Annotated in this window: 20 protein-coding genes, 1 pseudogene and 1 CRISPR repeat array; of the genes and pseudogenes, 12 read left to right on the top strand and 9 right to left on the bottom strand. The window is 41.5% G+C overall.

The genetic code is table 11. The annotated features are described in order from the left end of the window. Positions 1-10: 10 nt before the first annotated feature. Both ACFE93_RS19035 and ACFE93_RS19030 read right to left on the bottom strand, forming a co-directional pair. Positions 11-1,348, bottom strand: coding sequence for a TRAP transporter large permease subunit (locus tag ACFE93_RS19035; RefSeq protein ID WP_375475150.1), 1,338 nt, complete (start codon positions 1,346-1,348; stop codon positions 11-13). Then, entirely contained in the window at positions 1,332-1,874 is a 543-nt protein-coding gene (locus ACFE93_RS19030) for a TRAP transporter small permease subunit (RefSeq protein ID WP_375475148.1), read from the bottom strand. The genes ACFE93_RS19035 and ACFE93_RS19030 overlap by 17 nt, the downstream gene beginning before the upstream one ends. Before the next feature lie 198 nt (positions 1,875-2,072). Here ACFE93_RS19030 and ACFE93_RS19025 point away from each other — a divergent pair, with 198 nt between their 5' ends. Further along, complete coding sequence (locus ACFE93_RS19025) at positions 2,073-3,602, top strand: YifB family Mg chelatase-like AAA ATPase (RefSeq protein WP_375475146.1); 1,530 nt, start codon at positions 2,073-2,075, stop codon at positions 3,600-3,602. A gap of 32 nt (positions 3,603-3,634) precedes the next feature. Here the strand turns inward: ACFE93_RS19025 and ACFE93_RS19020 are convergent, their stop codons facing one another. Continuing rightward, positions 3,635-4,276: a type I restriction endonuclease gene (locus ACFE93_RS19020; RefSeq protein ID WP_375475144.1), complete on the bottom strand. Its 642-nt coding sequence runs from the start codon at positions 4,274-4,276 to the stop codon at positions 3,635-3,637. Between the two features lie 235 nt (positions 4,277-4,511). Here ACFE93_RS19020 and ACFE93_RS19015 point away from each other — a divergent pair, with 235 nt between their 5' ends. From ACFE93_RS19015 to ACFE93_RS19000, 4 genes are all read left to right on the top strand, one after another. Beyond that, positions 4,512-5,522, top strand: a complete 1,011-nt coding sequence (locus tag ACFE93_RS19015; protein WP_375475142.1) for a YihY/virulence factor BrkB family protein — start codon at positions 4,512-4,514, stop codon at positions 5,520-5,522. 187 nt (positions 5,523-5,709) lie between these two features. Beyond that, positions 5,710-6,261 carry a DUF421 domain-containing protein gene (locus ACFE93_RS19010; protein WP_375475140.1) on the top strand — a complete coding sequence of 184 codons (552 nt, stop codon included), beginning with the start codon at positions 5,710-5,712 and terminating at the stop codon, positions 6,259-6,261. A gap of 40 nt (positions 6,262-6,301) precedes the next feature. Continuing rightward, positions 6,302-7,597 carry an adenylosuccinate lyase gene (gene purB / locus ACFE93_RS19005; RefSeq protein ID WP_375475138.1) on the top strand — a complete coding sequence of 432 codons (1,296 nt, stop codon included), beginning with the start codon at positions 6,302-6,304 and terminating at the stop codon, positions 7,595-7,597. A 342-nt stretch (positions 7,598-7,939) separates the two neighbouring features. Continuing rightward, positions 7,940-8,491 carry a DUF4126 domain-containing protein gene (locus ACFE93_RS19000; RefSeq protein ID WP_375475136.1) on the top strand — a complete coding sequence of 184 codons (552 nt, stop codon included), beginning with the start codon at positions 7,940-7,942 and terminating at the stop codon, positions 8,489-8,491. 176 nt (positions 8,492-8,667) lie between these two features. Here the strand turns inward: ACFE93_RS19000 and hemH are convergent, their stop codons facing one another. Then, positions 8,668-9,834, bottom strand: a complete 1,167-nt coding sequence (hemH, locus tag ACFE93_RS18995; RefSeq protein ID WP_375475134.1) for a ferrochelatase — start codon at positions 9,832-9,834, stop codon at positions 8,668-8,670. A gap of 93 nt (positions 9,835-9,927) precedes the next feature. On the opposite strand from hemH, the gene ACFE93_RS18990 reads away from it, so the two are divergent. The 4 genes and pseudogenes from ACFE93_RS18990 (at position 9,928) to ACFE93_RS18975 (ending at position 13,597) form a co-directional block, all read left to right on the top strand. After that, positions 9,928-10,551: a class I SAM-dependent methyltransferase gene (locus ACFE93_RS18990; protein WP_375475132.1), complete on the top strand. Its 624-nt coding sequence runs from the start codon at positions 9,928-9,930 to the stop codon at positions 10,549-10,551. Positions 10,552-10,654: 103 nt separating this feature from the next. After that, entirely contained in the window at positions 10,655-11,173 is a 519-nt protein-coding gene (locus tag ACFE93_RS18985; RefSeq protein WP_375475130.1) for a DUF29 family protein, read from the top strand. A 3-nt stretch (positions 11,174-11,176) separates the two neighbouring features. Beyond that, a pseudogene (locus tag ACFE93_RS18980) lies at positions 11,177-11,692 on the top strand (hypothetical protein). Between the two features lie 83 nt (positions 11,693-11,775). Beyond that, positions 11,776-12,460: direct repeats of the CRISPR family, unit length 37 nt; unit sequence GTTTCAATCCCTAATAGGGATTTTGATGAATTGCAAT. 306 nt (positions 12,461-12,766) lie between these two features. Continuing rightward, the gene (locus tag ACFE93_RS18975) at positions 12,767-13,597 is read left to right on the top strand and encodes a dienelactone hydrolase family protein (protein ID WP_375475179.1); all 831 of its coding nucleotides are present in this window, start codon (positions 12,767-12,769) and stop codon (positions 13,595-13,597) included. A 13-nt stretch (positions 13,598-13,610) separates the two neighbouring features. Here ACFE93_RS18975 and ACFE93_RS18970 read toward each other — a convergent pair whose 3' ends face one another. The 4 genes from ACFE93_RS18970 to ACFE93_RS18955 form a co-directional block, all read right to left on the bottom strand. Beyond that, the gene (locus tag ACFE93_RS18970; protein ID WP_375475128.1) at positions 13,611-14,552 is read right to left on the bottom strand and encodes an alpha/beta hydrolase family esterase; all 942 of its coding nucleotides are present in this window, start codon (positions 14,550-14,552) and stop codon (positions 13,611-13,613) included. A 119-nt stretch (positions 14,553-14,671) separates the two neighbouring features. Then, positions 14,672-14,914 (bottom strand): hypothetical protein, encoded by a 243-nt coding sequence (locus ACFE93_RS18965; RefSeq protein ID WP_375475127.1) that lies wholly within the window; start codon positions 14,912-14,914, stop codon positions 14,672-14,674. Positions 14,915-15,194: 280 nt separating this feature from the next. Continuing rightward, positions 15,195-15,476 (bottom strand): hypothetical protein, encoded by a 282-nt coding sequence (locus ACFE93_RS18960; protein WP_375475125.1) that lies wholly within the window; start codon positions 15,474-15,476, stop codon positions 15,195-15,197. 311 nt (positions 15,477-15,787) lie between these two features. After that, positions 15,788-18,898, bottom strand: a complete 3,111-nt coding sequence (locus ACFE93_RS18955) for an MFS transporter (protein ID WP_375475123.1) — start codon at positions 18,896-18,898, stop codon at positions 15,788-15,790. Between the two features lie 460 nt (positions 18,899-19,358). Here ACFE93_RS18955 and ACFE93_RS18950 point away from each other — a divergent pair, with 460 nt between their 5' ends. From ACFE93_RS18950 to ACFE93_RS18940, 3 genes are read left to right on the top strand one after another with little or no spacing between them, the layout of a single operon-like run. Next, positions 19,359-19,577: a high light inducible protein gene (locus ACFE93_RS18950; protein ID WP_375475121.1), complete on the top strand. Its 219-nt coding sequence runs from the start codon at positions 19,359-19,361 to the stop codon at positions 19,575-19,577. Between the two features lie 44 nt (positions 19,578-19,621). Further along, complete coding sequence (locus ACFE93_RS18945; protein WP_375475119.1) at positions 19,622-19,825, top strand: high light inducible protein; 204 nt, start codon at positions 19,622-19,624, stop codon at positions 19,823-19,825. A gap of 42 nt (positions 19,826-19,867) precedes the next feature. After that, positions 19,868-20,080 (top strand): high light inducible protein, encoded by a 213-nt coding sequence (locus ACFE93_RS18940; protein WP_292778499.1) that lies wholly within the window; start codon positions 19,868-19,870, stop codon positions 20,078-20,080. A 290-nt stretch (positions 20,081-20,370) separates the two neighbouring features. Here the strand turns inward: ACFE93_RS18940 and ACFE93_RS18935 are convergent, their stop codons facing one another. Next, positions 20,371-20,991 (bottom strand): universal stress protein, encoded by a 621-nt coding sequence (locus ACFE93_RS18935; RefSeq protein ID WP_375475177.1) that lies wholly within the window; start codon positions 20,989-20,991, stop codon positions 20,371-20,373. Between the last annotated feature and the right edge of the window lie 196 nt (positions 20,992-21,187).

The raw sequence follows: 21,187 nt of genomic DNA, 5'->3' as shown, positions 1-21,187 counted from the left end.
GTGAGGTAAGCTAGTTTCCCAAAGAAGGTAAGAAACTGACAATTCCTGGGAAAACAATAATTAATACCACCACCAATAGTTGCAACAAAATAAATGGTATTACACCGCGATAGATATCTTTTGTAGTAACTTCTGGTGGTGCGACACCACGCAAGTAAAACAGTGCAAAGCCAAAGGGAGGTGTGAGGAAAGATGTTTGCAAATTTGCTCCCAAAACTACACCATACCAAATCAAGTCAATACCTAAGTTTTGGGCAACTGGTACAAACAACGGCACGACAATAAAGGCAATCTCGAAAAAGTCAATGAAAAAGCCAAGGATAAATACTACTACCATGCTGACAATCAAAAAGCCGGTTTTCCCACCAGGGAGATTGGCGAGAACATCGAACATGAAGCGATCGCCATTTAATCCCCGAAAGACTAAACTAAAAGCTGTGGAGCCAAATAGAATAAAAACTACCATGCTGGTGATTCGCAAAGTAGTATCACAAACTTGACGCAGAGATTCTAAGGTAAGTTTACGATTAGCAGCTGCCAGTGCGATCGCACCACCACAACCTACTGCACCCGCTTCTGTCGGCGTAGCAATGCCAAAAAAGATACTCCCCAGCACCAACAAAATCAGTATCAAAGGCGGTATCATCACCTGAATTACCCGCCTTCCCAAAGCCTTACCACCAATTTCTCTGACCTCAGCAGGTAAAGCTGGTGCTAAATCTGGCTTCAAAAATGCTACAATCAGCACGTGTAGGGCAAATGCACTAGCCATCATCAAACCGGGAATCACCGAACCGATGAACAAATCGCCTACCGATACACCCAATTGGTCGCCCAGCACTACCAATACCACACTCGGCGGGATAATTTGCCCCAAAGTTCCTGATGCAGCTATCACACCAGTAGCTAATTCTTTGCTGTAACCATAGCGGAGCATAATTGGCAGAGAAATTAAACCCATCGCCACCACAGTCGCCGCTACTACCCCAGTAGTTGCTGCTAACAGCGCCCCCACCAAAATCACAGCTAAAGCCAGTCCGCCGCGCAAGCGTCCTAACAAAATCCCCATCGTTTCTAACAGCCTCTCCGCTATCCCAGATTTCTCTAGCATTGCCCCCATGAAGATGAAGTAAGGGATAGCTAATAAGGTATAGTTTGCCATGATGCCAAAAATCCGCTGTGGCATAGCAGTCAGAAACACTGGGTCAAATATACCTAAGCTAATTCCCAGTATTCCAAATAAAATTGCCACGCCACCCAAAGAAAAAGCCACCGGATACCCCAGTGACAGCAGCAGCAAAGCACCAGCAAACATTACTGGCCCCAGCCATTCATAAGCTAGTGTCATGATTTTCCTCCCTGCCTTGAAGAATTGCCAAGTTTTTGATCGCCTGAGAAATTCCCTGGAAAATCAACAGCACAAAGCCGACAATAATCATCGCCTTAATGGGATAACGAGGCAATCCCCCAGGATCGGATGAGGCTTCTTTGATTTGCCATGAAGCTACAACCGCATCCCAAGAAAAAACGATCGCAATAATACAAAATGGGATAAGGAAAAATACAGTCCCTACTAAATCTGCAAGTGCTTTTCGTCGAGTTGGCCAATTACTGTAAAAAATATCAACCCGCACGTGTTCGTTGTGCTTAAGGGTGTAAGCTGCTCCCAATAAGAAAACTAAATCAAAAATATACCATTGAGATTCTATGTAGGCGTTAGAAGTAAAGTTGTTACCGCTAATTCTTCCGAGATATCGCCCGATAACATTCCACACGCCAAGTACGATCATTACTAGTACCAGCCAACTGGTAAATCTACCAATGCGTTCAGTGCAATTATCAATAATATTTGATATTCTTAATAATTTTTCCAATAGTTATCTTACCTCTTAAATTGCTGTAAAAAACTTCTCTGCACTCCACAAAAGATAGTTGTAGAGGCGCACGTGCTACCTGACGACAGATGTAGATGAAAACTGCTGTAATTCATAAAAATCGTCTATGTGGTTTCACTAATGCCAATCTACCAACTTATCTGCTAGAGATTCTAAAGGTTTACTGTTATATAAGCAATGCTTGCTAGAGTCTGGAGTGCATCAATTGTAGGCATCGATGCCGTCAAAGTAGGCGTGGAAGTCGATGTGTCAGGGGGATTACCGGGAATAGTTGTCTTGGGACTGCCAGATTCAGCGATTCAAGAATCAAGAGAAAGAGTCAAAGCAACTCTGAAAAATACTGGCTTTGCCTTTCCGATGCGAAAGATAGTAATTAATTTAACTCCGGCAGATTTACGCAAAGAAGGCCCTTGTTTCGATTTGCCTATTAGTGTGGGAATTTTGGCGGCTTCTGAGCAAGTTAGCGGTGATTTATTAGGGGATTATCTATTTTTGGGCGAAGTCTCTTTGGATGGCAGTTTGCGTCCTGTGGCTGGTGTATTACCGATCGCAGCAGCAGCCCAAAAGATGGGAATCGCAGGTTTAGTTCTCCCTGCTGATAATGCCCAAGAAGCAGCAGTAGTTGAAAATTTGGCTGTTTACGGCTGCAAACATCTGTCTGAGGTGGTGGATTTTTTAAATAATCCGGGGCGTTATAAACCTGTACAGATAGATAGTACAACACAGACAACAACAGTATCCTACCCTGGCGCAGATTTGCGTGATGTCAAAGGACAAGCTCATGGGCGTCGTGCTTTAGAAATTGCTGCGGCTGGTGGGCATAATCTCATTTTTGTGGGGCCGCCTGGTAGTGGGAAGACTATGCTAGCAAAGCGCTTACCGGGAATTTTACCGCCGTTGAGTTTTGCGGAATCTTTGGAAGTGACTCGCATTCACTCGGTAGCTGGTTTATTGAAAAATCGTGGTACATTAGTACGCGATCGCCCTTTTCGCAGTCCCCACCACTCGGCATCCGGGCCTTCTCTAGTGGGTGGTGGTAGTTTCCCTCGTCCTGGAGAAATCTCATTATCTCACAGAGGTGTGCTGTTCCTTGATGAACTCACGGAATTTAAACGAGATGTGTTGGAATTTCTGCGCCAACCTCTAGAAGATGGCTACGTCACAATTTCTCGCACCAAATTATCGGTAATGTTTCCGGCGCAGTTTACTTTGGTGGCGAGTACTAATCCCTGTCCTTGCGGTTACTATGGCGATACTATCCAACAATGTACTTGTTCTCCCCGCCAACGCGAGCAATATTGGGCAAAACTTTCTGGGCCGTTGATGGATCGAATTGATTTACAAGTTGCAGTGAATCGCTTGAAACCAGAAGAAATTACTCAACAACCTACGGGAGAAACATCAATATCAGTACGTGAACGAGTGCAACAAGCAAGCGATCGCGCAATTACCCGTTTCCAAAAAGAAGCAAATCTGCGTTGCAATGCCCATTTGCAAAGTAGTCATCTCCAGAAATGGTGCAAGTTAGATGATGCTAGCCGCAATTTATTAGAAGCAGCAATTAGGAAATTAGGCTTATCGGCAAGAGCAAGCGATCGCATTCTCAAAGTAGCACGGACTATTGCAGATTTAGCAGGAGAAGATCAGCTAAAAACCAATCATGTAGCAGAAGCAATTCAGTATCGCACAATCGATAGAATGCAGTAGTAATAGCTATTTTTAGGTAATTTCAAACAACTCTAAGACGTAGGAGAAATTAACTGACCAATACGCTTGAGAATTTGCAAAACGGCATACAGTTCTCTCGCGGATGCAAACGGAGCAAAAACTCTTGACAAATCGTACTGTGGTGTATTTGTTTGCGTCACTTTGACAAATAAAATATCGTCTCCATTCGTCACCATTCCAAACACAGGTTTACTGGGATTGGGATTAGCCATTATATAAGCTAGAGCTTGTGGTACAGCCGACCAAACTGAGAGTGTGGTTTTTTTCGACTCCAACACCATCACCCACAACCGATCTTGTAACACTAAAACATCAATTCGTCCGCGCAGTATCTCTTCGCCATCATTCAGTATGAGTTCCACGGATGATTCAGCCTTAATTCTGAAAGGAGGATCGTAAAATCCAGAGAGTGCAAGTATTGGTAACACCAACAACAATATGACTGTCCCTTCTAGTAAATCACCTCCGGCGCGGTGATCAAGATACCTGCGCCGCACGACATCCACAAAGGCTTTTTCCGCTTCTGTAATTTCAGACAATCCCTCATACCACTCTGGGAAAAATTGCTCGTTTTCAACACGGACAAAACCAAATCGATTTTCTGCATCCTCAAGAGTGGTAATCGCTTCTGTAATTGCTGCGGTCTGTGTCATTGCTTCTCGGTAAAAATTGCTTTGCTATACGATCAACATCAGCGCATCTTTATTATCGCTAATTGGCGCATAGGCGTAGCCCACCCTTAGACATCGCATTGTCATGTCCCTATAAAATTCTAAATTCTTCCCCAAGAACGCTTCACAAATACCGTTGGGAGGATGTCGCAACTCAGTAAATCAGTATCCAATATATCAGGGACTAAGCAACATCCCCTACAAGGAGACTGATTGGATGAATTTGCAAGAAATTTGGAAGTTATTACAAGAGACGTTCAAAGAATGGAGTGACGATAAAGCTTCACGGTTAGCGGCGGCGTTAGCTTATTACACGATTTTTTCCATTGCACCATTGCTAATTATTGTAATTGCGATCGCAGGTGCAGTATTTGGAGAGGATGCGGCAAGAGGTCAAATTGTCGGACAAATTCAAGGTTTAGTCGGGGTAGATGGCGCCAAGTTTCTCGAAACAGCCATCAAAAATGCTAACCAACCAAAGACAGGAACGATCGCTTCGATTATTAGTGTCCTGGTTCTGCTAGTGGGTGCTACAGGCTTATTTACTGAGTTGCAAGATGCCATGAACACGATTTGGGAAGTTAAACCCAAACCTGGACGCGGCATAAATAATATGATTCGCCTCCGCTTTTTGTCTTTTGCAATGGTGATCGGGATTGGCTTTTTACTATTAGTTTCTTTAGTAATTAGTACGATATTAGCAACATTAGTAACATACTTTAGTAACTTGTTACCAGGTTTCGATTTTATCTGGCAGATTGCCAATTTCATCATCTCATTTTCAATAACTACAATATTATTCGGACTAATTTTTAAAGTTCTACCAGATGTCAAAATTGCATGGAGTGATGTTTTAATCGGAGCTGCTCTCACCTCAGTTTTGTTCTCTATTGGGAGATTTTTATTAGGACAATATCTAGGTAATGGCAGTTTTGGTTCGAGCTATGGTGCTGCTGGCTCACTGGTGGTGATTTTAGCTTGGGTTAACTATGCTGCACAGATTCTTTTCTTCGGTGCAGAATTTACTCAAGTTTATTCCCGAAGGCATGGAAGCGGCATAGTGCCAACTAAAAATGCTGTACATATATCTGATAACACAAACTATAATGGCAAGGCTCCAAGAGAACAAGCATCGACAACTAAGAAAAAGCCTTTTATTAATCGTTTATTTCAGTATTTTAAGAAGCCGAAACGCTTAAAACAGAAAAGAAAGAATCAGCGATTTTAATGCTTGATTGCTGGAGGTTTATATTTGTAAATCTGATAAAGATTGAAGTATCTAATATCCAGTCCAGAGAATTAGTTCCTTTTTGCCACAGTTGATAAGTAAAGTAATCAGTAATTATGAATTATGACTCCTTTTTATACTGGATTTTTTCCAGTATGATATTGAAAAAGGAAGAAAATCAGTACTAATGGAAAAATGGTTTTTTATCAATTGGCAGGCAATCTTTGTTCCTAGCATCAGCGTCTTAGAGTTGATTATCCGTGGTTCACTAGTCTATCTAGCGCTATTCTCAGTGCTACGTCTGCTTCCTAGCCGACAATTAGGAACATTAGGAATTACTGATTTACTCGTAGTTGTACTATTTGCAGAAGCGGCTCAAAATGCTATGGCAAGTAATTACACATCAATTACTGAAGGTGGTATCCTGGTAGGAACAGTGATTTTTTGGAGTTACTTGCTGAACTGGTTGGGTTATAAACTTCCCCAGTTCCAACGTTTCCTGAATCCGCCACCGCTGCTATTGGTAAAAAACGGTCGGATAATTGAGCGCCATCTGCAACAAGAGTTAATTACAGATGATGAGTTGATGAGCAAGTTACGTCAGCAAAGTGTAGAATTTTTAGCTGATGTGAAGTTCGCGTATATAGAGGCTGATGGCACGATTAGCATCATCATGTCGGATTCAAAAACTAGTGCCGTCCCTGAGCAAAAAGTAGCGTTAAAAAGCGATCTACATTAATTAAACTGTAAAATATGACGGTTGTATTCTGTGCCGAACTGTGATTGAGCGTTATACTTTGCCCGAAATGGCTAATCTGTGGAGTGAAGCCTATAAACTAAAAACTTGGCTGCAAGTCGAAATTGCTGTTTGTGAAGCTCAAGCTGAACTTGGTTACATTCCATCTGAAGCCGTTGAAGAAATTAAGGCTAAGGCAGATTTCGATCCAAAGCGGGTGCTGGAAATTGAGGCTGTAGTCCGCCACGATGTCATTGCTTTCTTGACAAATGTCAATGAATATGTTGGTGATGCCGGACGCTACATTCACCTGGGTTTAACTAGTTCGGATGTTTTGGATACAGCTTTAGCACTGCAATTAGTTGCCAGTTTGGATATATTATTGCAACGTCTGGAAGATTTGATTCAGGTAATTCGCCAAAAAGCACAAGAACATCGTTATACAGTGATGGCTGGCCGATCGCACGGTATTCACGCTGAACCGATTACTTTCGGTTTTAAACTCGCTGGTTGGTTAGCAGAAGTATTGCGACACCAAGAACGTCTGAGAATACTTCGTCAAACGATCGCTGTCGGTAAGATTTCTGGTGCAGTGGGAACTTATGCCAATATTGAACCGCGTGTAGAAGCGATCGCTTGTCAAAAACTCGGACTCGAACCCGATACAGCCTCAACTCAAGTTATTTCCCGCGATCGCCACGCCGACTACGTGCAACAATTAGCTTTGGTAGCAGCAACCATTGAACGCTTTGCTGTAGAAATTCGCAATCTCCAAAAAACAGACGTTCTAGAAGTTGAAGAATTCTTCGCCAAAGGTCAAAAAGGCTCTTCAGCAATGCCACACAAGCGCAACCCCATCCGTTCGGAACGACTGACAGGAATGGCACGACTCGTCAGAAGTCATGCCGGTGCAGCTTTAGAAAACATTGCTTTATGGCATGAGCGAGACATTTCCCACAGTTCTGTAGAACGGGTAATTTTGCCAGATGCTTGTACTTTGACTCATTTTATGTTGTCAGAAATAACCGATTTGGTCAAAAACTTGTTGGTCTATCCTGAGAACATGAAACGAAATCTCAACTGTTACGGCGGCGTTGTGTTCAGCCAAAAAGTATTACTGGCTTTGATAGACAAGGGAAACAGCCGAGAAGAGGCTTATGCGATCGTTCAAGAAAGCGCTCATGCCGCTTGGAATCAGCCAGAAGGAAACTTCCAAGAGTTGATTAGCAAAGATCCGCGTGTTACCCAAAGATTGTCTTCAGCAGAACTAGAGGTTTGTTTCGACCCCCAGCAACATCTGCGGCATTTAGAAGAAGTTTACCAACGATTAGGTATTTAAGATTCATTTGCTTGTAGTAGGCGTTTAAGCGCTTACTACAAGCAAATTACCCCAAAAATACGCAGATATCATCAAAAAAGATATACAGCGAATTTAAAGTTAGTGAGGTAGCAAGCTAAGTCTTAAAGCCAGGTATAAAGCCTGTTTTACTTCTGTTAGCGCAACAAGGCGCAGTCCATTCTGACCGGAGGCGGAGCGTCTCCGGCTCCGCTCCTGAATTCTGTTGTATAAAGATACAAACAACATTTAATATTGCAATCTATTTAATGCTCGAATGATTGCCAGCACTGGGTAGTATACATAACAAATACTTACTTATTTATTAATATTACGAGTGCTTTGATGATTGAAATCCTAGCCACACTTTCTGCCTCTGCGGCAGCAGGAATGAGAATAGGTATACCTTTGCTAATTATTGGATTATTGCAAGGTAGCAACTTGTGGTCACAAGTCCCAATTCTATCTCACATTTCTCCACCAATATTATTATGTTGCCTCACTAGTTGGTCATTAATTGAATTATTAGCCTCAAAAAAGCTCTGGGGGCAAAGACTGCTTCAAGTGATTCAGTTATTCATGTCTCCCCTTGTAGGCGCAATTATGGGGTTAGGAGTAGCTACAGCAACAGCAACCCCAAACTGGCTGATTGCCATAATTGGAGGTTTATTAGCTTTGGTACTCCAGCTCGTCCAAATTGGTTGGTTCTATCGGTTACGTGGCTTACCGTTGTGGGCAGTCTTCCTTCAAGATACCTTGTGCATTGCTCTAGTACTATTTGCCTTTGATGCTCCCTGGCAAGGAGGAGTAATTGCTTTAATACTGCTCTGGTTTGCAGTTCGTAGTGCTAAACAGTGGTATGACTGGTATCACAAAGAGAGAAGGTATGGGGCATAGGGCATGGGGCATGGGGCATGGGGCATAGAGAAAAGTCTAAAGTGCAGGCTTCCTTAGATAACTACACCATCCCCAACAGGCTACAGAACTTCTCCTAACAAAGATGCGCAAGGGACGGGAGTACAAGAGAAGAGTTTTCCAATGCCCAATGCCTAATGCCCAATCCCCAATGCCCTTTACTGCAAAAGCCCAATCATGTGCAAGAAGCCGTGACCGGTAATCAGCTCTACGATTAAGGCAATAAAACCCAGCATCGCAATCCGACCATTCCATACTTCAGCACTAGTTGTCAGACCCCATTCCCAACGCTCTTGAGGGTACATTTTTACCATTTTCTTCATTTGGGCAGCTTGCGAAAGCTTGAAACTGGGGTTTTTTAGCGCATCAATCACTAATTCAGCTAGTGCATTAATAAATACTGGATGGGTATTGGGAGCCGGTACGCGGCGGAAGTTGTGAATTCCTGATTCTTCGGCTACTTCCCGATACTCAATATCAATTTCTTGTAGTGTCTCGATATGCTCTGAGACAAAACTAATTGGCACGACAACCAAATCTTTCACGCCTTCTGCGCCTAGTTCTTTGAGGGCATCTTCAGTATAGGGTTGAAGCCATTCTACTGGGCCTACACGACTTTGGTAAGCTAAGGTGTGGACATTGGGTCGATTGAGAGTCTGCATAATCAATGCAGTACATTCTTCAATTTCCACCTGGTAAGGGTCGCCAGCTTCTTCAACGTAGCTTTTCGGAACGCCGTGAGCGCTGAAGAATATATGAACGTCATCTGGGTTAGGAAATTGCTCAAGTTCTTGGACTATGAGTTGCGCCATTGCTTGGAGGTAGCCTGGTTGTTTGTACCAAGAAGGAATGACGGTGTAATCAATAGGTTGAAGTTTTGGATCTTCCTGCCAAAGCTTTTCTAAAAGCCGGAAGCTGGAACCACTTGTGCTGATAGAAAACTGGGGATATAGTGGTAATATTACCAGGTGTTCTACCTGATCTTGGGTAATTTGTGCGATCGCCTCTTCTGTATAGGGATGCCAATAACGCATTCCCACGTAAATATTAACTTCTTGCCCCAAAAAACCTAACTGTTCTTTTAGAGCTTCCCCTTGGGCTTCTGTAATCCGTCGCAATGGGGAACCACCACCGATTTGCTTATAATTTTCTCGAGATATTCTGGTTCGCCGCGTGGCAATAAACCAGGCTAGGGGCTTTTGCAACCAGCGAAATGGTAGGCGAATAATTTCCGGATCGGAAAATAGATTGTACAAAAACGGCCCAACATCTTCTAGCTTATCAGGGCCACCGAGATTGAGTAATAAGACGCCTACACGACCCATAGCAGTTACTTTCCCCCAATCTTTTCAGGTTTTTTACTAATGTTAACAATATATCTTTATTAAATATAAAGCTTAATAGCAAGGAAATATGCAATGGCAACAATTTTAAGAGATTGGAGTTACCGCTATCAGTGGTTATATGATGGGATCTCTCGTTTAGCAGCCTTAAGTGTAGGTGGTGAAGCCCGTTTTCGGCAACTTGCTTTGCAAGGCTTAACAATTCACTCAGATTCTCAGGTTTTAGATTTATGTTGTGGTAGTGGCCAAACAACGGAGTTTTTAGTAAAAACTTCACAAAACGTAACAGGATTGGATGCTTCACCCAAGTCTTTGCAACGGGCGCGGCTAAATGTACCCGAAGCTTCATACATAGAAGCTTTTGCTGAAGAGATGCCATTTACAGATAATTTGTTTGATGTGGTGCATACCAGCGTTGCATTACACGAGATGCAGCCTCAGCAATTACGAAAAATTATTAATGAAGTTTATCGGGTGCTGAAACCAGGAGGAGTGTTTACGCTGGTGGATTTTCACGCTCCGACAAATCCGATATTTTGGCCTGGGATATCAGTGTTTTTGTTGTTGTTTGAGACGGAAACAGCCTGGGAATCGTTGAAAACTGATTTAGCTGAGTTGTTAACTGAAACTGGCTTTGATGTGGGTGAGCCAACTTTATATGCAGGTGGTAGTTTGCAAGTGATACAGGTGAAGAAGTGAATATACTGCTTTATTAATGGCAGGTAAGATACTCTGCTATTAATAAAGTATAGGTGATTGTTATATTGAAATTAGCATGATGAAATTTTGAGGTTAATAACAAATGACACAGGAATTAATAGACCTCAGAACTTGCATCCAGGAAGGACGTTACGCAGATGCCTTGGTAATTGTTGATGAATTAGAGGGCATGAGTAAACAAGCTATTCTGCGGAATATCCAAGCTTATTTAAGGATTCTGCTGATTCATTTGATTAAAAACCAACTAGAGCAGCGATTAACTGGTTCATGGGTAGCTTCTATTCGTAATTCACTTATAGAAATTAAGAAACTCAATTTCAAAGACAATAAAAAATCCTCTTATATCAATTTCAACGAATGGGATACTTATATTGAAGATGAAATAGAAGTAGCAGTGCGTGATGCCAGTGTGGAAGTTTTGAATGGAATGTACAATGAATTCCAACTTACTGAAATGGTAGATAGAAACCAGATTATTCAGACTGCTTTGAAGTTTTTGGTGCTAACTTATTCTTATTCAGCTAAGGAGTTACCCGCAACTGTGGCTGAAAATTTAACTCAGCTACCTGGTGGAGAAGATTGGAAAGCAGGTAGGCGATAAAAAATGACCCAGGAACTTATAGACCTTAAAAAAAGTATTTTGGAAGGACGTTATGCAGATGCCTTAGCAATTGTAGATGAATTGGAAGGCATGAGCAAATAAGCTATTCTGCGGAATATCCAAGCTTATTTAAACATTCTGTTGATTCATTTAATTAAAAACCAAGTAGAACAACGTTTAACTGGTTCCTGGGCAAATTCTATTCGTAATTCAATCCGAGAAATTAAAAAGCTAAATATCAAAGATAATAAAACATCTTACTATATTAATTTAGATGATTGGGATAAATTGATAGAAGAGGAAGTTATTGAAGATGCGATCGCTGATGCAAGTGAGGAAGTGATAAATGGTAAATTTACTCGCTCTCAGTTGTCAGCGATGTTAGATAAAAACCAGATTATAACTACAGCCACTAATTTCCTGGCTTTAACATATACTTATTCGCCAAAGGAATTACCAACGATTATGGATGATTACCTTAGTCAGTTAGCTGGTGGAGAAGATTGGATAAATCGGTAAAAATAAGGTGATCGCTATTTGTCTAATATTGATACTAAGTTTTATATCTGGGGTTTCCCCAGACCCCACCGCCACCCTTATTTCAATCCCTAATAGGAATTTTAATAAATGAATTGCAATAGATTGTATTTCCTAGATAAATTTAAGAATATTCAATGTTTCAATCTCTAATAGGAATTTTGATGAATTGCAATGTGACAAAAAGGTGAAAAAGTCTCTATCTATAAGATTTCAATCCCTAATAGGGATTTTGATGAATTGCAATTGGGGGGAATGCTTTCAAGGATACTCTAAGTCCTTGTTTCAATCCCTAATAGGGATTTTGATGAATTGCAATTGACTACCCACTTGTTGATAAGATACTTAAGATAAGTTTCAATCCCTAATAGGGATTTTGATGAATTGCAATCGGAGGATTTCCTTAAGCTTGATTATTGGTACGTTTCAATCCCTAATAGGGATTTTGATGAATTGCAATCAATCGTTGTCAAGGAGTACGTTCGTTCGCTGCGTTTCAATCCCTAATAGGGATTTTGATGAATTGCAATCGTAATATACGCAATGGTGTGTACTTGCTGGAGCGTTTCAATCCCTAATAGGGATTTTGATGAATTGCAATTTAGGTGAAAACTTGCGGATAAATGCTTTGAGTTGCGTTTCAATCCCTAATAGGGATTTTGATGAATTGCAATTTATGGAGAGAGCATCAAGTTAAAGCTGTCGTCAGTTATGTTTCAATCCCTAATAGGGATTTTGATGAATTGCAATGGCGGGAGCCTGAAAGCCAAGCTATATTTCGTTTTCAAGGTGCGGTTGCGCGATTCTAGAGCAATCATAGCATTAGAGAATTTATTTGGGAAGAGTGTCGGGAAAGGTTGAAGACTGAAACTCAATTATTGTAAGCATTTCAGAGATTGCGCGGATGAATTTTGACAATTAGTGGGGTGAAATGCTTGCTGGTGTTGAGATAGAAGCACTTTTTTTCAGGTGTGAAATTTGTACACCTAACCCTCCGCGCATTTGACCATACAGTAACCTAAATATAAGGGAACTTAGTAATTCAACGTAGAGATGATGAAAGAAATAACGCGCCGCAAATTTATTGCAACAGCGACAGTGGCGACAGGTTTTGCCCTTGCAGTACAACCCATTTCTGCCGGAGTCATCACTACTGATGCCAAGGGGTTAGTAGCTGGTGCAGTGAAAATTCCTGTCAAAGATGGCGAAATTCCTGCCTATAGAGCAGCACCAGCTACTGGTGAAAATTTCCCAATCGTTCTGGTAATCCAGGAAATCTTTGGTGTACACGAGCATATCCAGGATATCACTCGTCGCTTTGCTCGGTTGGGATATTTAGCGATCGCACCCGAATTATTTATCCGTCAAGGCGATGTCTCGAAGTTAAGCAGCATAGATGAAATTCGTCCAATTGTCGCCAAAGTGCCAGATACCCAGGTGTTATCCGATCTTGATGCCACAGTAGACTGGGCAAAGAAATCAGCTAAAGGTAATGGCGAGAAGTTGGGAATTACAGGCTTCTGTTGGGGCGGTCGGATTACCTGGTTATATGCAGCACATAATCCCCAAGTGAAGGCTGGTGTAGCTTGGTATGGGCGACTCGTGGGTGATGCTACCGAACTTCAGCCCAAGTATCCCATCGATATTGCATCAAAACTGACAGTCCCCATTCTCGGACTCTATGGTGGGAAGGATACAGGTATTTCTCTTGATACAGTAGAGCAGATGCGCGATCGCTTACAGTCCAGTAGCAGCAAATCTGAAATTATCGTCTATCCCAATGCACCCCACGCATTTTTTGCCGATTATCGCCCTTCATACCGTGAGAAAGAAGCTCAGGATGGTTGGAAACGCCTCTTAGCATGGTTTAAGCAAAATGGTGTTTAAAAAAATTAGCTACTCATGAACTGTGACGCTGAAAAAAGTCCCAAATTGTTTCACTGGCGTTTAGCCCCAGCTTGGCATTGAATTTGTTTAAACTCTTGTCAGTTGAAGAACCACCAGGCCAGAAATGTCCACCGTTGACTACCGCTAGCTGCCAGACTTCAGAGTTGCTACTACAACCTGTGTAGATAGCGGTTTTCACTTTATTTTTAGAAAACTTCGGAGATTCATTTGATAAAGTGCATCGATCATGCGATCGCCAAAATTCTACCATGTCTGAAATCGAAACCAGCGCTCCTCGTTGAGTGTGGTCATCACCTTCATAAAGGACATCGCGATCGTTTGTACCGTTGATCGTTAACATCGATATAGGAGTTTGAGGCTGACAACTAGGTTTGAGTCTAGCCGGGAGCGAACCTGCTACTGATGCAAAACCAGCAATTTTATCAGGTAACTTACAAGCCAGTGCTTGGGTAAGTATGCCACCTCTAGAAAAACCGGTGGCATAAACTTTATGACCATCAATATTAAGTTGCTGCTGAAGATGATTAATCAAAGCACTGACAAACAAAATATCATCTACCTTTCCTTGAGTGTTACCTCTAAGGCTCCATTTTTGGTCAATTCCATCTGGATAAACAACAATAAATCCTTTTTGATCTGCTAATTCATTGAAGCGAGTCACATTACTGATAGACCGACCATTACCATCATCTCCATGAAACACTAAAACTAATGGCATCGGGCGGTCTAGATTATAAGATTTTGGGGTATAAAAATAGTAAGTACGTAACTTTCCTTGATCGTATAGTTCTCCATAATTATCACCAATCAAGATTTTTTCTTGAGTTATACTTTTTTCGTCTGCCTGAATGGAATCACAGGCTGTTACTAAACTAATTCCTAGTATAAAAATTAAAATTTTTTTTAAAATCTGAGAATTTTGATGTATCATCATTTTGATGAACTTTACTGATATCAGCTACTTTAACATACTTTTTAAGTCTTATTCAGCAACAAATTTTTACCTAACAGAGGCTAACAACTATAGTTGAGTTGTTAGCCTCTATTTAGATATTAAACTCTGACATTTACATAACGAGCAGGAACTCGAACCTTAACCCACCTGTGACCACGGCGTATTGTTTCCCAATGTGCAGGAATTAACTTTCGTTGAAATCGGGCAACAACAGGTTTATGCACAATAACCGTTCTATGAACATTAGGTCTGACAATGATTTCTGCTGCTGATGCTTGTGACGGCAAGGAAGAAATTGCAAATGGCAGAGCAAGTAATGTACCTAATAGAATACGTTTCATATTCAAATCTCCATCAATTTATTTTTTTGAGTTTTATACAGCATTTATCAATAATTTGTGAACAGATATTCTTACCCATTAACTTTATAGTAAGTTTTGTTTGTTACACGACTTAATTGATTTGCTGTATTGCTCTCAGTTTAAATTGCTGAATAATAAAACACAGTGTAATAAAGTCATAATTTCAGTATGACTTTATTCACATTTTGAACTTTGGATAAAAAAAGGGAGTTGAGAACTCCTGCTTTATTAGTATTATTTGTTACTTAATTATGTATATTTACTGAATTCTGTATGCGATCATCCCAATCAATACGGCAAGACCTAGCGCTCTGCGAAAATAATTAACGCCTTGAAATAGCTCCATCCATGCCCAAGTAAACAAGGCGCCATTTGCCAGAAAGTCTAACACTGTATTGATTTTACCTGTTGTAAAAACTAGAGTTAGTAAACTAGCAACTATCCAAAGAATCAGTGGTGGGTTTGGCATTTGACCCAAAACAATGTTACCATTGCTGTCACGGAAGGTTTTATCAATTAATGTATTTTCTGTATTTTCCATTGTTTGAAATTGCTACTTAGGTAAAAATTATTAACTTGCAAAAATTACAGGTATATTTATTGATAGTAGGCTGAAATTTAATTGCAAGTTATTTAATCACATTAAAACATTAAAGTAAATCTATTTACACCTATCTAATTGCTGAGATTAGAGAGATAAAAGCTGTTTAAAAGTTTTGCAGCACTATTACTTATTAAGAAATAGTTGATGACCTTAACCTGCCAAGGATGCCCTACTCTCTACTCGTAAGTCTGCAAAACATAGAAAAGCCCCCCATACCGGGAGGCTGAAAAGTTAGCGGAGACAACTTGTTAAACTACAGCGATCGCTCCTCCTAATGCAGAGAAAATAGCGGAGACGAATGCTGTGGCAAACAGCCACCACGCTGCTGTAGCTGCGGCTTTGCGGGTTTCTTCTGCTTGCCGCTGTGCTTGATGCTTTACCTGTTCTAGACGGCGTTGGGCTTCTTGCTGTATGCGTTCTGCACGTTGCAATACTGTATTGCGTGCCCGTTCGATTTGGTCGATGATTCGGTTGGCATCTTCTTCGGAGATGTCCTCACGAGAACTCATAATTGCCACTAGGGTATCACGGTCAAAGGAGGACAAGCGATCGCGCAGGGCATCAAATCCCGCCTGGGGATCGTCAAAAACTGTGCGAACATCGCGCTTAATACTATCATAGTTAAGTTCCGGGCGATCCAGGGAGTTGAGATAGTTACGAATGCGACCAAAAACCCCATCAATTGCATCTTGAATGCCGCGTTGGATGCTCCGCACTTGTTCGACAAATTGATCCCTTACGGACACCATGTTATCGGCAATCCGCGCTGCTTCTTCATCAGAAATATCTTCCCGAATTTTCAGCAGGGCGACGATCGTAGAACGGTCAAACTGGGAAAGGCGATCGCCAAAACTTTCTACGCCGACTCGCGGATCGTGCAACAATAATTGCAAGTCGCGTTTGATACCCTCAGGATTGAGTTCTTCTTTGCCAGTTTGGCGCAGATACTCTTCCAGATAACCTTTGAATGATTCTACTCTTTGCTGTGTGCGGCTAGCTAGGCGACGAGGCGCACGCACAAAGTTACGAATTGAATTTTGGGTAGAATCAATGATTTCATTGACTTGTTCTTCACTTAAGTCTTGGCGTTGACTGAGCAATTTCACTAGTGTATCCCGGTCTACCTGCGACAACCGACGGCGCAGTGCGACGGCTCCCTCTTTGGGATTTTCAAACAATCTGGTCAAGTCTCGCTGAATACCTTCTGGATTCAGTTCTTGTTTACCAGTATTCCGGAGATAATCTGCGATCGTTGTCGTCACAGAGTCGTATTGCTCTTTAGCTTTCTCGACTACAACTTGGGGTGTGTGGCGAATATTGTACCATGACTCCTCAGTAGCATTGATGATTTGATTAACTTGATCTTCACTCAAATCTTCTCGCTGACTTAACAACTGTACTAAGGTATCGCGGTCAAAGCGAGACAAGCGTGCCCGAATTGAGCTAATTCCAGCTTCAGGATCTTCCAGTAGCTTTTTGAAGTCGGCGCGAATGCCATCAGGATTCAGTTCTGATTTTCCGGTGTTACGCAGATATGATTCTACATTTAGCCACAGAGTTTCTGCTTGATATTGTGCCTGTTCTGCTAGTCCTTTAGATTCTACCAAGACGCGATCGCGTTGTTTTTCCAACTCATCGACAATGCTATCTACTTCATATAACTGAACATCATTACGTTGTAGCAATATCTGCCGAATTTCTTGGCGGTCTAGGTGCGCTAGTCGCAATGTCAGGGTTTCATAATCTGTCTCTGAGTCTTCCAACAGTGGTTTAAAATTCTGCTCAATGCCTTCGGGTGTCAAATCTGCCTTCGGAGTCACGAGCAGATAACTTTCTACTGCGCGTTGCAAGTCTTGGACTATATCTCTTTCTTCAACAGCTCTCACTGTTATTAGCACTTCTTGGCGGACAGTTTCTAGCTGATTTGCAATGCGCTCAATTTGACCTTGGGTAAGCAATCCCCGTTGTTGCAAAATTTTGGCGAAATCATTACGGGATAGTCGTTCTAGTTCCCTGCGGACGATTCCAGGGTCAGCTGCTGGGTCGTAGATGACATCATGAAATTCCTGAGCAATTCTTTCTGAACTCAGTTGCCAAGCATAAGTATTGTACAGGTAGTTTTCGACATCAGCCCGAATTGGACTATAGGGTTGTGATGGTGTTGGCAAACCTAACTTATCTGCTTGTTGGGTGACTTTATCTTTAGCGCTAGTGAGACTACCTAAGATTTTTTCCACATCCAAATCAGGCAAATCTGCCCGTCCCAGCACAGTGGCGGTTAAGGCGGATAGTCCTTGCTGAATTGTACTTTGAATTGGCCCGCCAGCTGGCTTTTGGTCAGATTCTTTGGAACCACCCTTTTCTGCTAATAACCGATCCAGTTTGGCGTTGAGTTCATCTGTTTTGGTTTGTCCTGGTGGGAGTGATTTCAAATAATCCATCAACTCACCCAAACGGTCTTCGGTGGGTGGTTGCTGACTGACTACTTGCTGCCAAACTTTATACAAGGTATCAGCAATGCGGCTAACGTCTTTTTTGGAAAGATCGGTGCGGCTGCTGACTAACTCGATAAACTTTTGGCGGTCGATGTTGCGGATATCTGGAGTCCCGGCGATCGCTTTTAATTGCGGATCGTTGAGTAAATTTTCAAAATCACTCCGAATCTTCGAGACATCTAGCTCTGGAGGACGGATCTTCTCTAAGTAATCTTCGATGTTTTCCCGGATACTCACGGGATCGATGGCGCTTCCTAGTTCTCGACGGACGGCGGCGGCGGCAGCTTCAGCTGTGGCTACCACTTGGTTACTCACAGTTTTAGCGCCTAGTGCAGCAGTAGCAGTCCCCATAATCGCCTGAAATCCAGATGTTGCCGTATTCACAACTGAGCCAATTAAGGAGCCTACGGTGGTAGAACTTACCCAAACTAAAAGCAAAAAGTAAGCACCCCAAATCACCAAACCGAGAATCGCTCCCAATCCTCGGTCTGAGATGACAAGGCTCAATTTTACTGCCAGGAAAGAAGCGATTAATAAGGCGACTGTCACAGTGAGTAATGTCCAAATCCCCACTGCTGTACCGATTTTGCGAATGTTGCCGCCCAAACTTCCGACTTCCCCATTATCTGAATCAGAGTCAGATGAGTGCCCCAGGTAGGAAATACCGGCTGCAAGGGAGAGATTAGTTAGAACTAATTGGAAAGCAAAGGCAAGAATCACGCCGGAGATTAAAGCCACAAAAAAGCGCGGCCCGGAAATGAGAACAGATGCTTGTTCTGGTGTGACGTTTGAGCGTTCTGGAACCTGTGCTAACCACAATAGCGGTTTATGGAGTCCCACCATGATTTCCGTACTTTGGAACATTGGATTTCCTTCTACTAAGTTTAAATTTGGGGGAATTAAGAATTTCTTGAGAAGTAACTCTTAGTATGTATTTATGTCTGTACCTATGGCAATACCTAACTCTGTTTAGCTCAGAATCGTAGACATCAGCTGTTTAAAGCATCTCTCGAAAGGCTGAAACCCATATCCAGCAAAAGATATAATTTTATTATCTAACTGTAAAAATGTTCAGTATGAAGTTAAAAAGCAGGCTAATTCTTGGCTCCCACTTTTTAATTTTAATTGCTTAATCACAATGATTAATTTTTTTGTAATTATAGTTTAATCACTAAAAAGTTATATTTCTTTACATTTTGATTTTTATCACCCTCTGAGGGTGGATTTGTCTGCACCAATATGTTGTTGATTATGTGCTGTAGTATGTGCCTACAGGTAGAAAACAATTTAGTTATTAATAGCTACATTAAAGTTAACAAACGAATTGTTGAGGACAAAAAATGGCAACTCGCTTTTCCAGAGATTTGCCAATAATTTCAACAGAATACAATGGTTGCGATCGCAATTATTTTGTATTTGGTTAGAATCCTCAAGCCGAAATTTAGAACGGTCGTTTGCAATGATTGCCTTTCTTGCCTATTTAGTTTGGGATTTAGTTGGCTATAGCGTTCTGCGTGACGTTTTGCGCTTGATTGATTACTAAAGCATTAAAGAATAAAAACCAACTTGATTAGGAAGGAAAAAACAATGGAAACTCGTCCATCTAATGATTTATCATCTACTGCTAAAGCCTACAATGGCCGCGATCGCAATGAATTTCTGTTTGGTTTTACTCCCCAAGCCGAAATTTGGAATGGTCGCTTGGCAGCTATTGGTTTTCTTGCCTATTTACTTTGGGATTTAGCTGGTTATAGCGTCCTGCGCGACGTTTTACATCTGATTGGCTACTAGAAACTAAACACTTAAAAACCTACTAGATTTTGGAGAAAAAAAATGGCAATTAAAGAAACTCGTTCTTCTACTGATTTACCACCTGTTGCACCCGAATACAACGGCGTAGACCGTAATGCATTTTTGTTTGGTTTTACTCCCCAAGCCGAAATTTGGAATGGTCGTTTAGCGGCTATTGGCTTCCTTGCATATTTGCTTTGGGATTTGGCTGGTTATAGCGTCCTGCGCGACGTTTTACATTTGATTGGCTATTAGTAGCCTTACCGCAACCATTACGATCGGTTAAAATAGTCTTTATCTAAGCAGTAAAGTGCTTAGATAAAGACTAAATTGCTTAATACGAACTTATCCAAAAGTTGAGCAACTTGCTTACTCTTCTCTTCTACTTATTTACCAATTGTTATACTAGAATATAACGGTATCAGTTTTACACACCCACCTTGCGAAGTTTAATTGGTTGCATAGTAGCGAAAAAAGCCACCTAGTTATAGGTGACTCATCTACGATCAAAATTTGACAAAAGTTACTGACATTTTAAACAGTTATTATTCATCAATAGAACTGGGAATACCCAAAACAGCGCAGGGAAAATTAGAACCTAGAGCCTCAATCATCGGATGATTGACAGAGTTACAACCTAGAAACAGAATATCGGCAGCTTCTGATTCAACAACTTTGTTAAGTTCTATGGCAATGGAGCCAAAGCGCAGATGAGATTTGAAAGAACCTTGCCATTCTTCAGCCAAACTCCGGGCTTGCCAGAGAATTATATCTGCTTGTTGTAGGGGAGCGATCGCTGTCTGTAATTTGGGTTGAGTTAATACCTGGGTGACAGACTTTGATACTTCACTGACTGGACATTCCAATGAAGGCTGTTGTTGGGGAAAGCTTAAAATATTTGGATACTGCCTGCTTTGATTATCTTCTACCACATAAACGGCTTGAACTGTAACTTCTGTATTGGTGGCCAAACGCGTTTGATGGGCAATCCAAAATGCAATATCTAATGCTGTATGACTCTTAGGAGATGCGTCATAAGCAACAATTAGATTAACTGCTTTCGCATTTTGAGGTTTTTTATTAAAAGGTTTGTTTGGTTCTGGCAACAGTACCATTTGTTCAATTAAGTCATCTCGACCTGTGGCACTTTGCAGACGTGCTAACATTGGCTTGATTTGCACAGCTTTACTTCTCCTAATGAAATGAATTAGCAATGAGAAGCAGGGCGACCAATTTGAGATTTTGGACTTCGGCTACGCTCAGTCGAACGATTTTGGATTTTAGATTGAGTGACGATAACCAAAATTTCAAATCTTAAATCAATCAAGGAAACCCCAATAATAACTGTATTACAGCCAAAGT

This window comes from uncultured Nostoc sp. (assembly GCF_964247315.1).
In the GTDB taxonomy this organism is placed as follows: Bacteria; Cyanobacteriota; Cyanobacteriia; order Cyanobacteriales; family Nostocaceae; genus Nostoc.
Note: the sequence above shows the minus strand (reverse complement) of the source record. Positions and strands in the feature narration are given on the sequence as shown.

Bases quoted from the DNA above. Each gene is read 5' to 3' on its own strand.
- ACFE93_RS19010 (WP_375475140.1), top strand. From the start codon at position 5,710: ATGGAAAAATGGTTTTTTATCAATTGGCAGGCAATCTTTGTTCCTAGC.
- ACFE93_RS18960 (WP_375475125.1), bottom strand. From the start codon at position 15,476: ATGGAAAATACAGAAAATACATTAATTGATAAAACCTTCCGTGACAGC.
- ACFE93_RS19000 (WP_375475136.1), top strand. From the start codon at position 7,940: ATGATTGAAATCCTAGCCACACTTTCTGCCTCTGCGGCAGCAGGAATG.
- ACFE93_RS18965 (WP_375475127.1), bottom strand. From the start codon at position 14,914: ATGAAACGTATTCTATTAGGTACATTACTTGCTCTGCCATTTGCAATT.
- ACFE93_RS19020 (WP_375475144.1), bottom strand. From the start codon at position 4,276: ATGACACAGACCGCAGCAATTACAGAAGCGATTACCACTCTTGAGGAT.
- ACFE93_RS18945 (WP_375475119.1), top strand. From the start codon at position 19,622: ATGGAAACTCGTCCATCTAATGATTTATCATCTACTGCTAAAGCCTAC.
- ACFE93_RS19035 (WP_375475150.1), bottom strand. From the start codon at position 1,348: ATGACACTAGCTTATGAATGGCTGGGGCCAGTAATGTTTGCTGGTGCT.
- ACFE93_RS18990 (WP_375475132.1), top strand. From the start codon at position 9,928: ATGGCAACAATTTTAAGAGATTGGAGTTACCGCTATCAGTGGTTATAT.
- ACFE93_RS18975 (WP_375475179.1), top strand. From the start codon at position 12,767: ATGAAAGAAATAACGCGCCGCAAATTTATTGCAACAGCGACAGTGGCG.
- hemH (WP_375475134.1), bottom strand. From the start codon at position 9,834: ATGGGTCGTGTAGGCGTCTTATTACTCAATCTCGGTGGCCCTGATAAG.
- ACFE93_RS19025 (WP_375475146.1), top strand. From the start codon at position 2,073: ATGCTTGCTAGAGTCTGGAGTGCATCAATTGTAGGCATCGATGCCGTC.
- ACFE93_RS18940 (WP_292778499.1), top strand. From the start codon at position 19,868: ATGGCAATTAAAGAAACTCGTTCTTCTACTGATTTACCACCTGTTGCA.
- ACFE93_RS19015 (WP_375475142.1), top strand. From the start codon at position 4,512: ATGAATTTGCAAGAAATTTGGAAGTTATTACAAGAGACGTTCAAAGAA.
- ACFE93_RS18955 (WP_375475123.1), bottom strand. From the start codon at position 18,898: ATGTTCCAAAGTACGGAAATCATGGTGGGACTCCATAAACCGCTATTG.
- ACFE93_RS18985 (WP_375475130.1), top strand. From the start codon at position 10,655: ATGACACAGGAATTAATAGACCTCAGAACTTGCATCCAGGAAGGACGT.
- ACFE93_RS18935 (WP_375475177.1), bottom strand. From the start codon at position 20,991: ATGTTAGCACGTCTGCAAAGTGCCACAGGTCGAGATGACTTAATTGAA.
- ACFE93_RS18970 (WP_375475128.1), bottom strand. From the start codon at position 14,552: ATGATGATACATCAAAATTCTCAGATTTTAAAAAAAATTTTAATTTTT.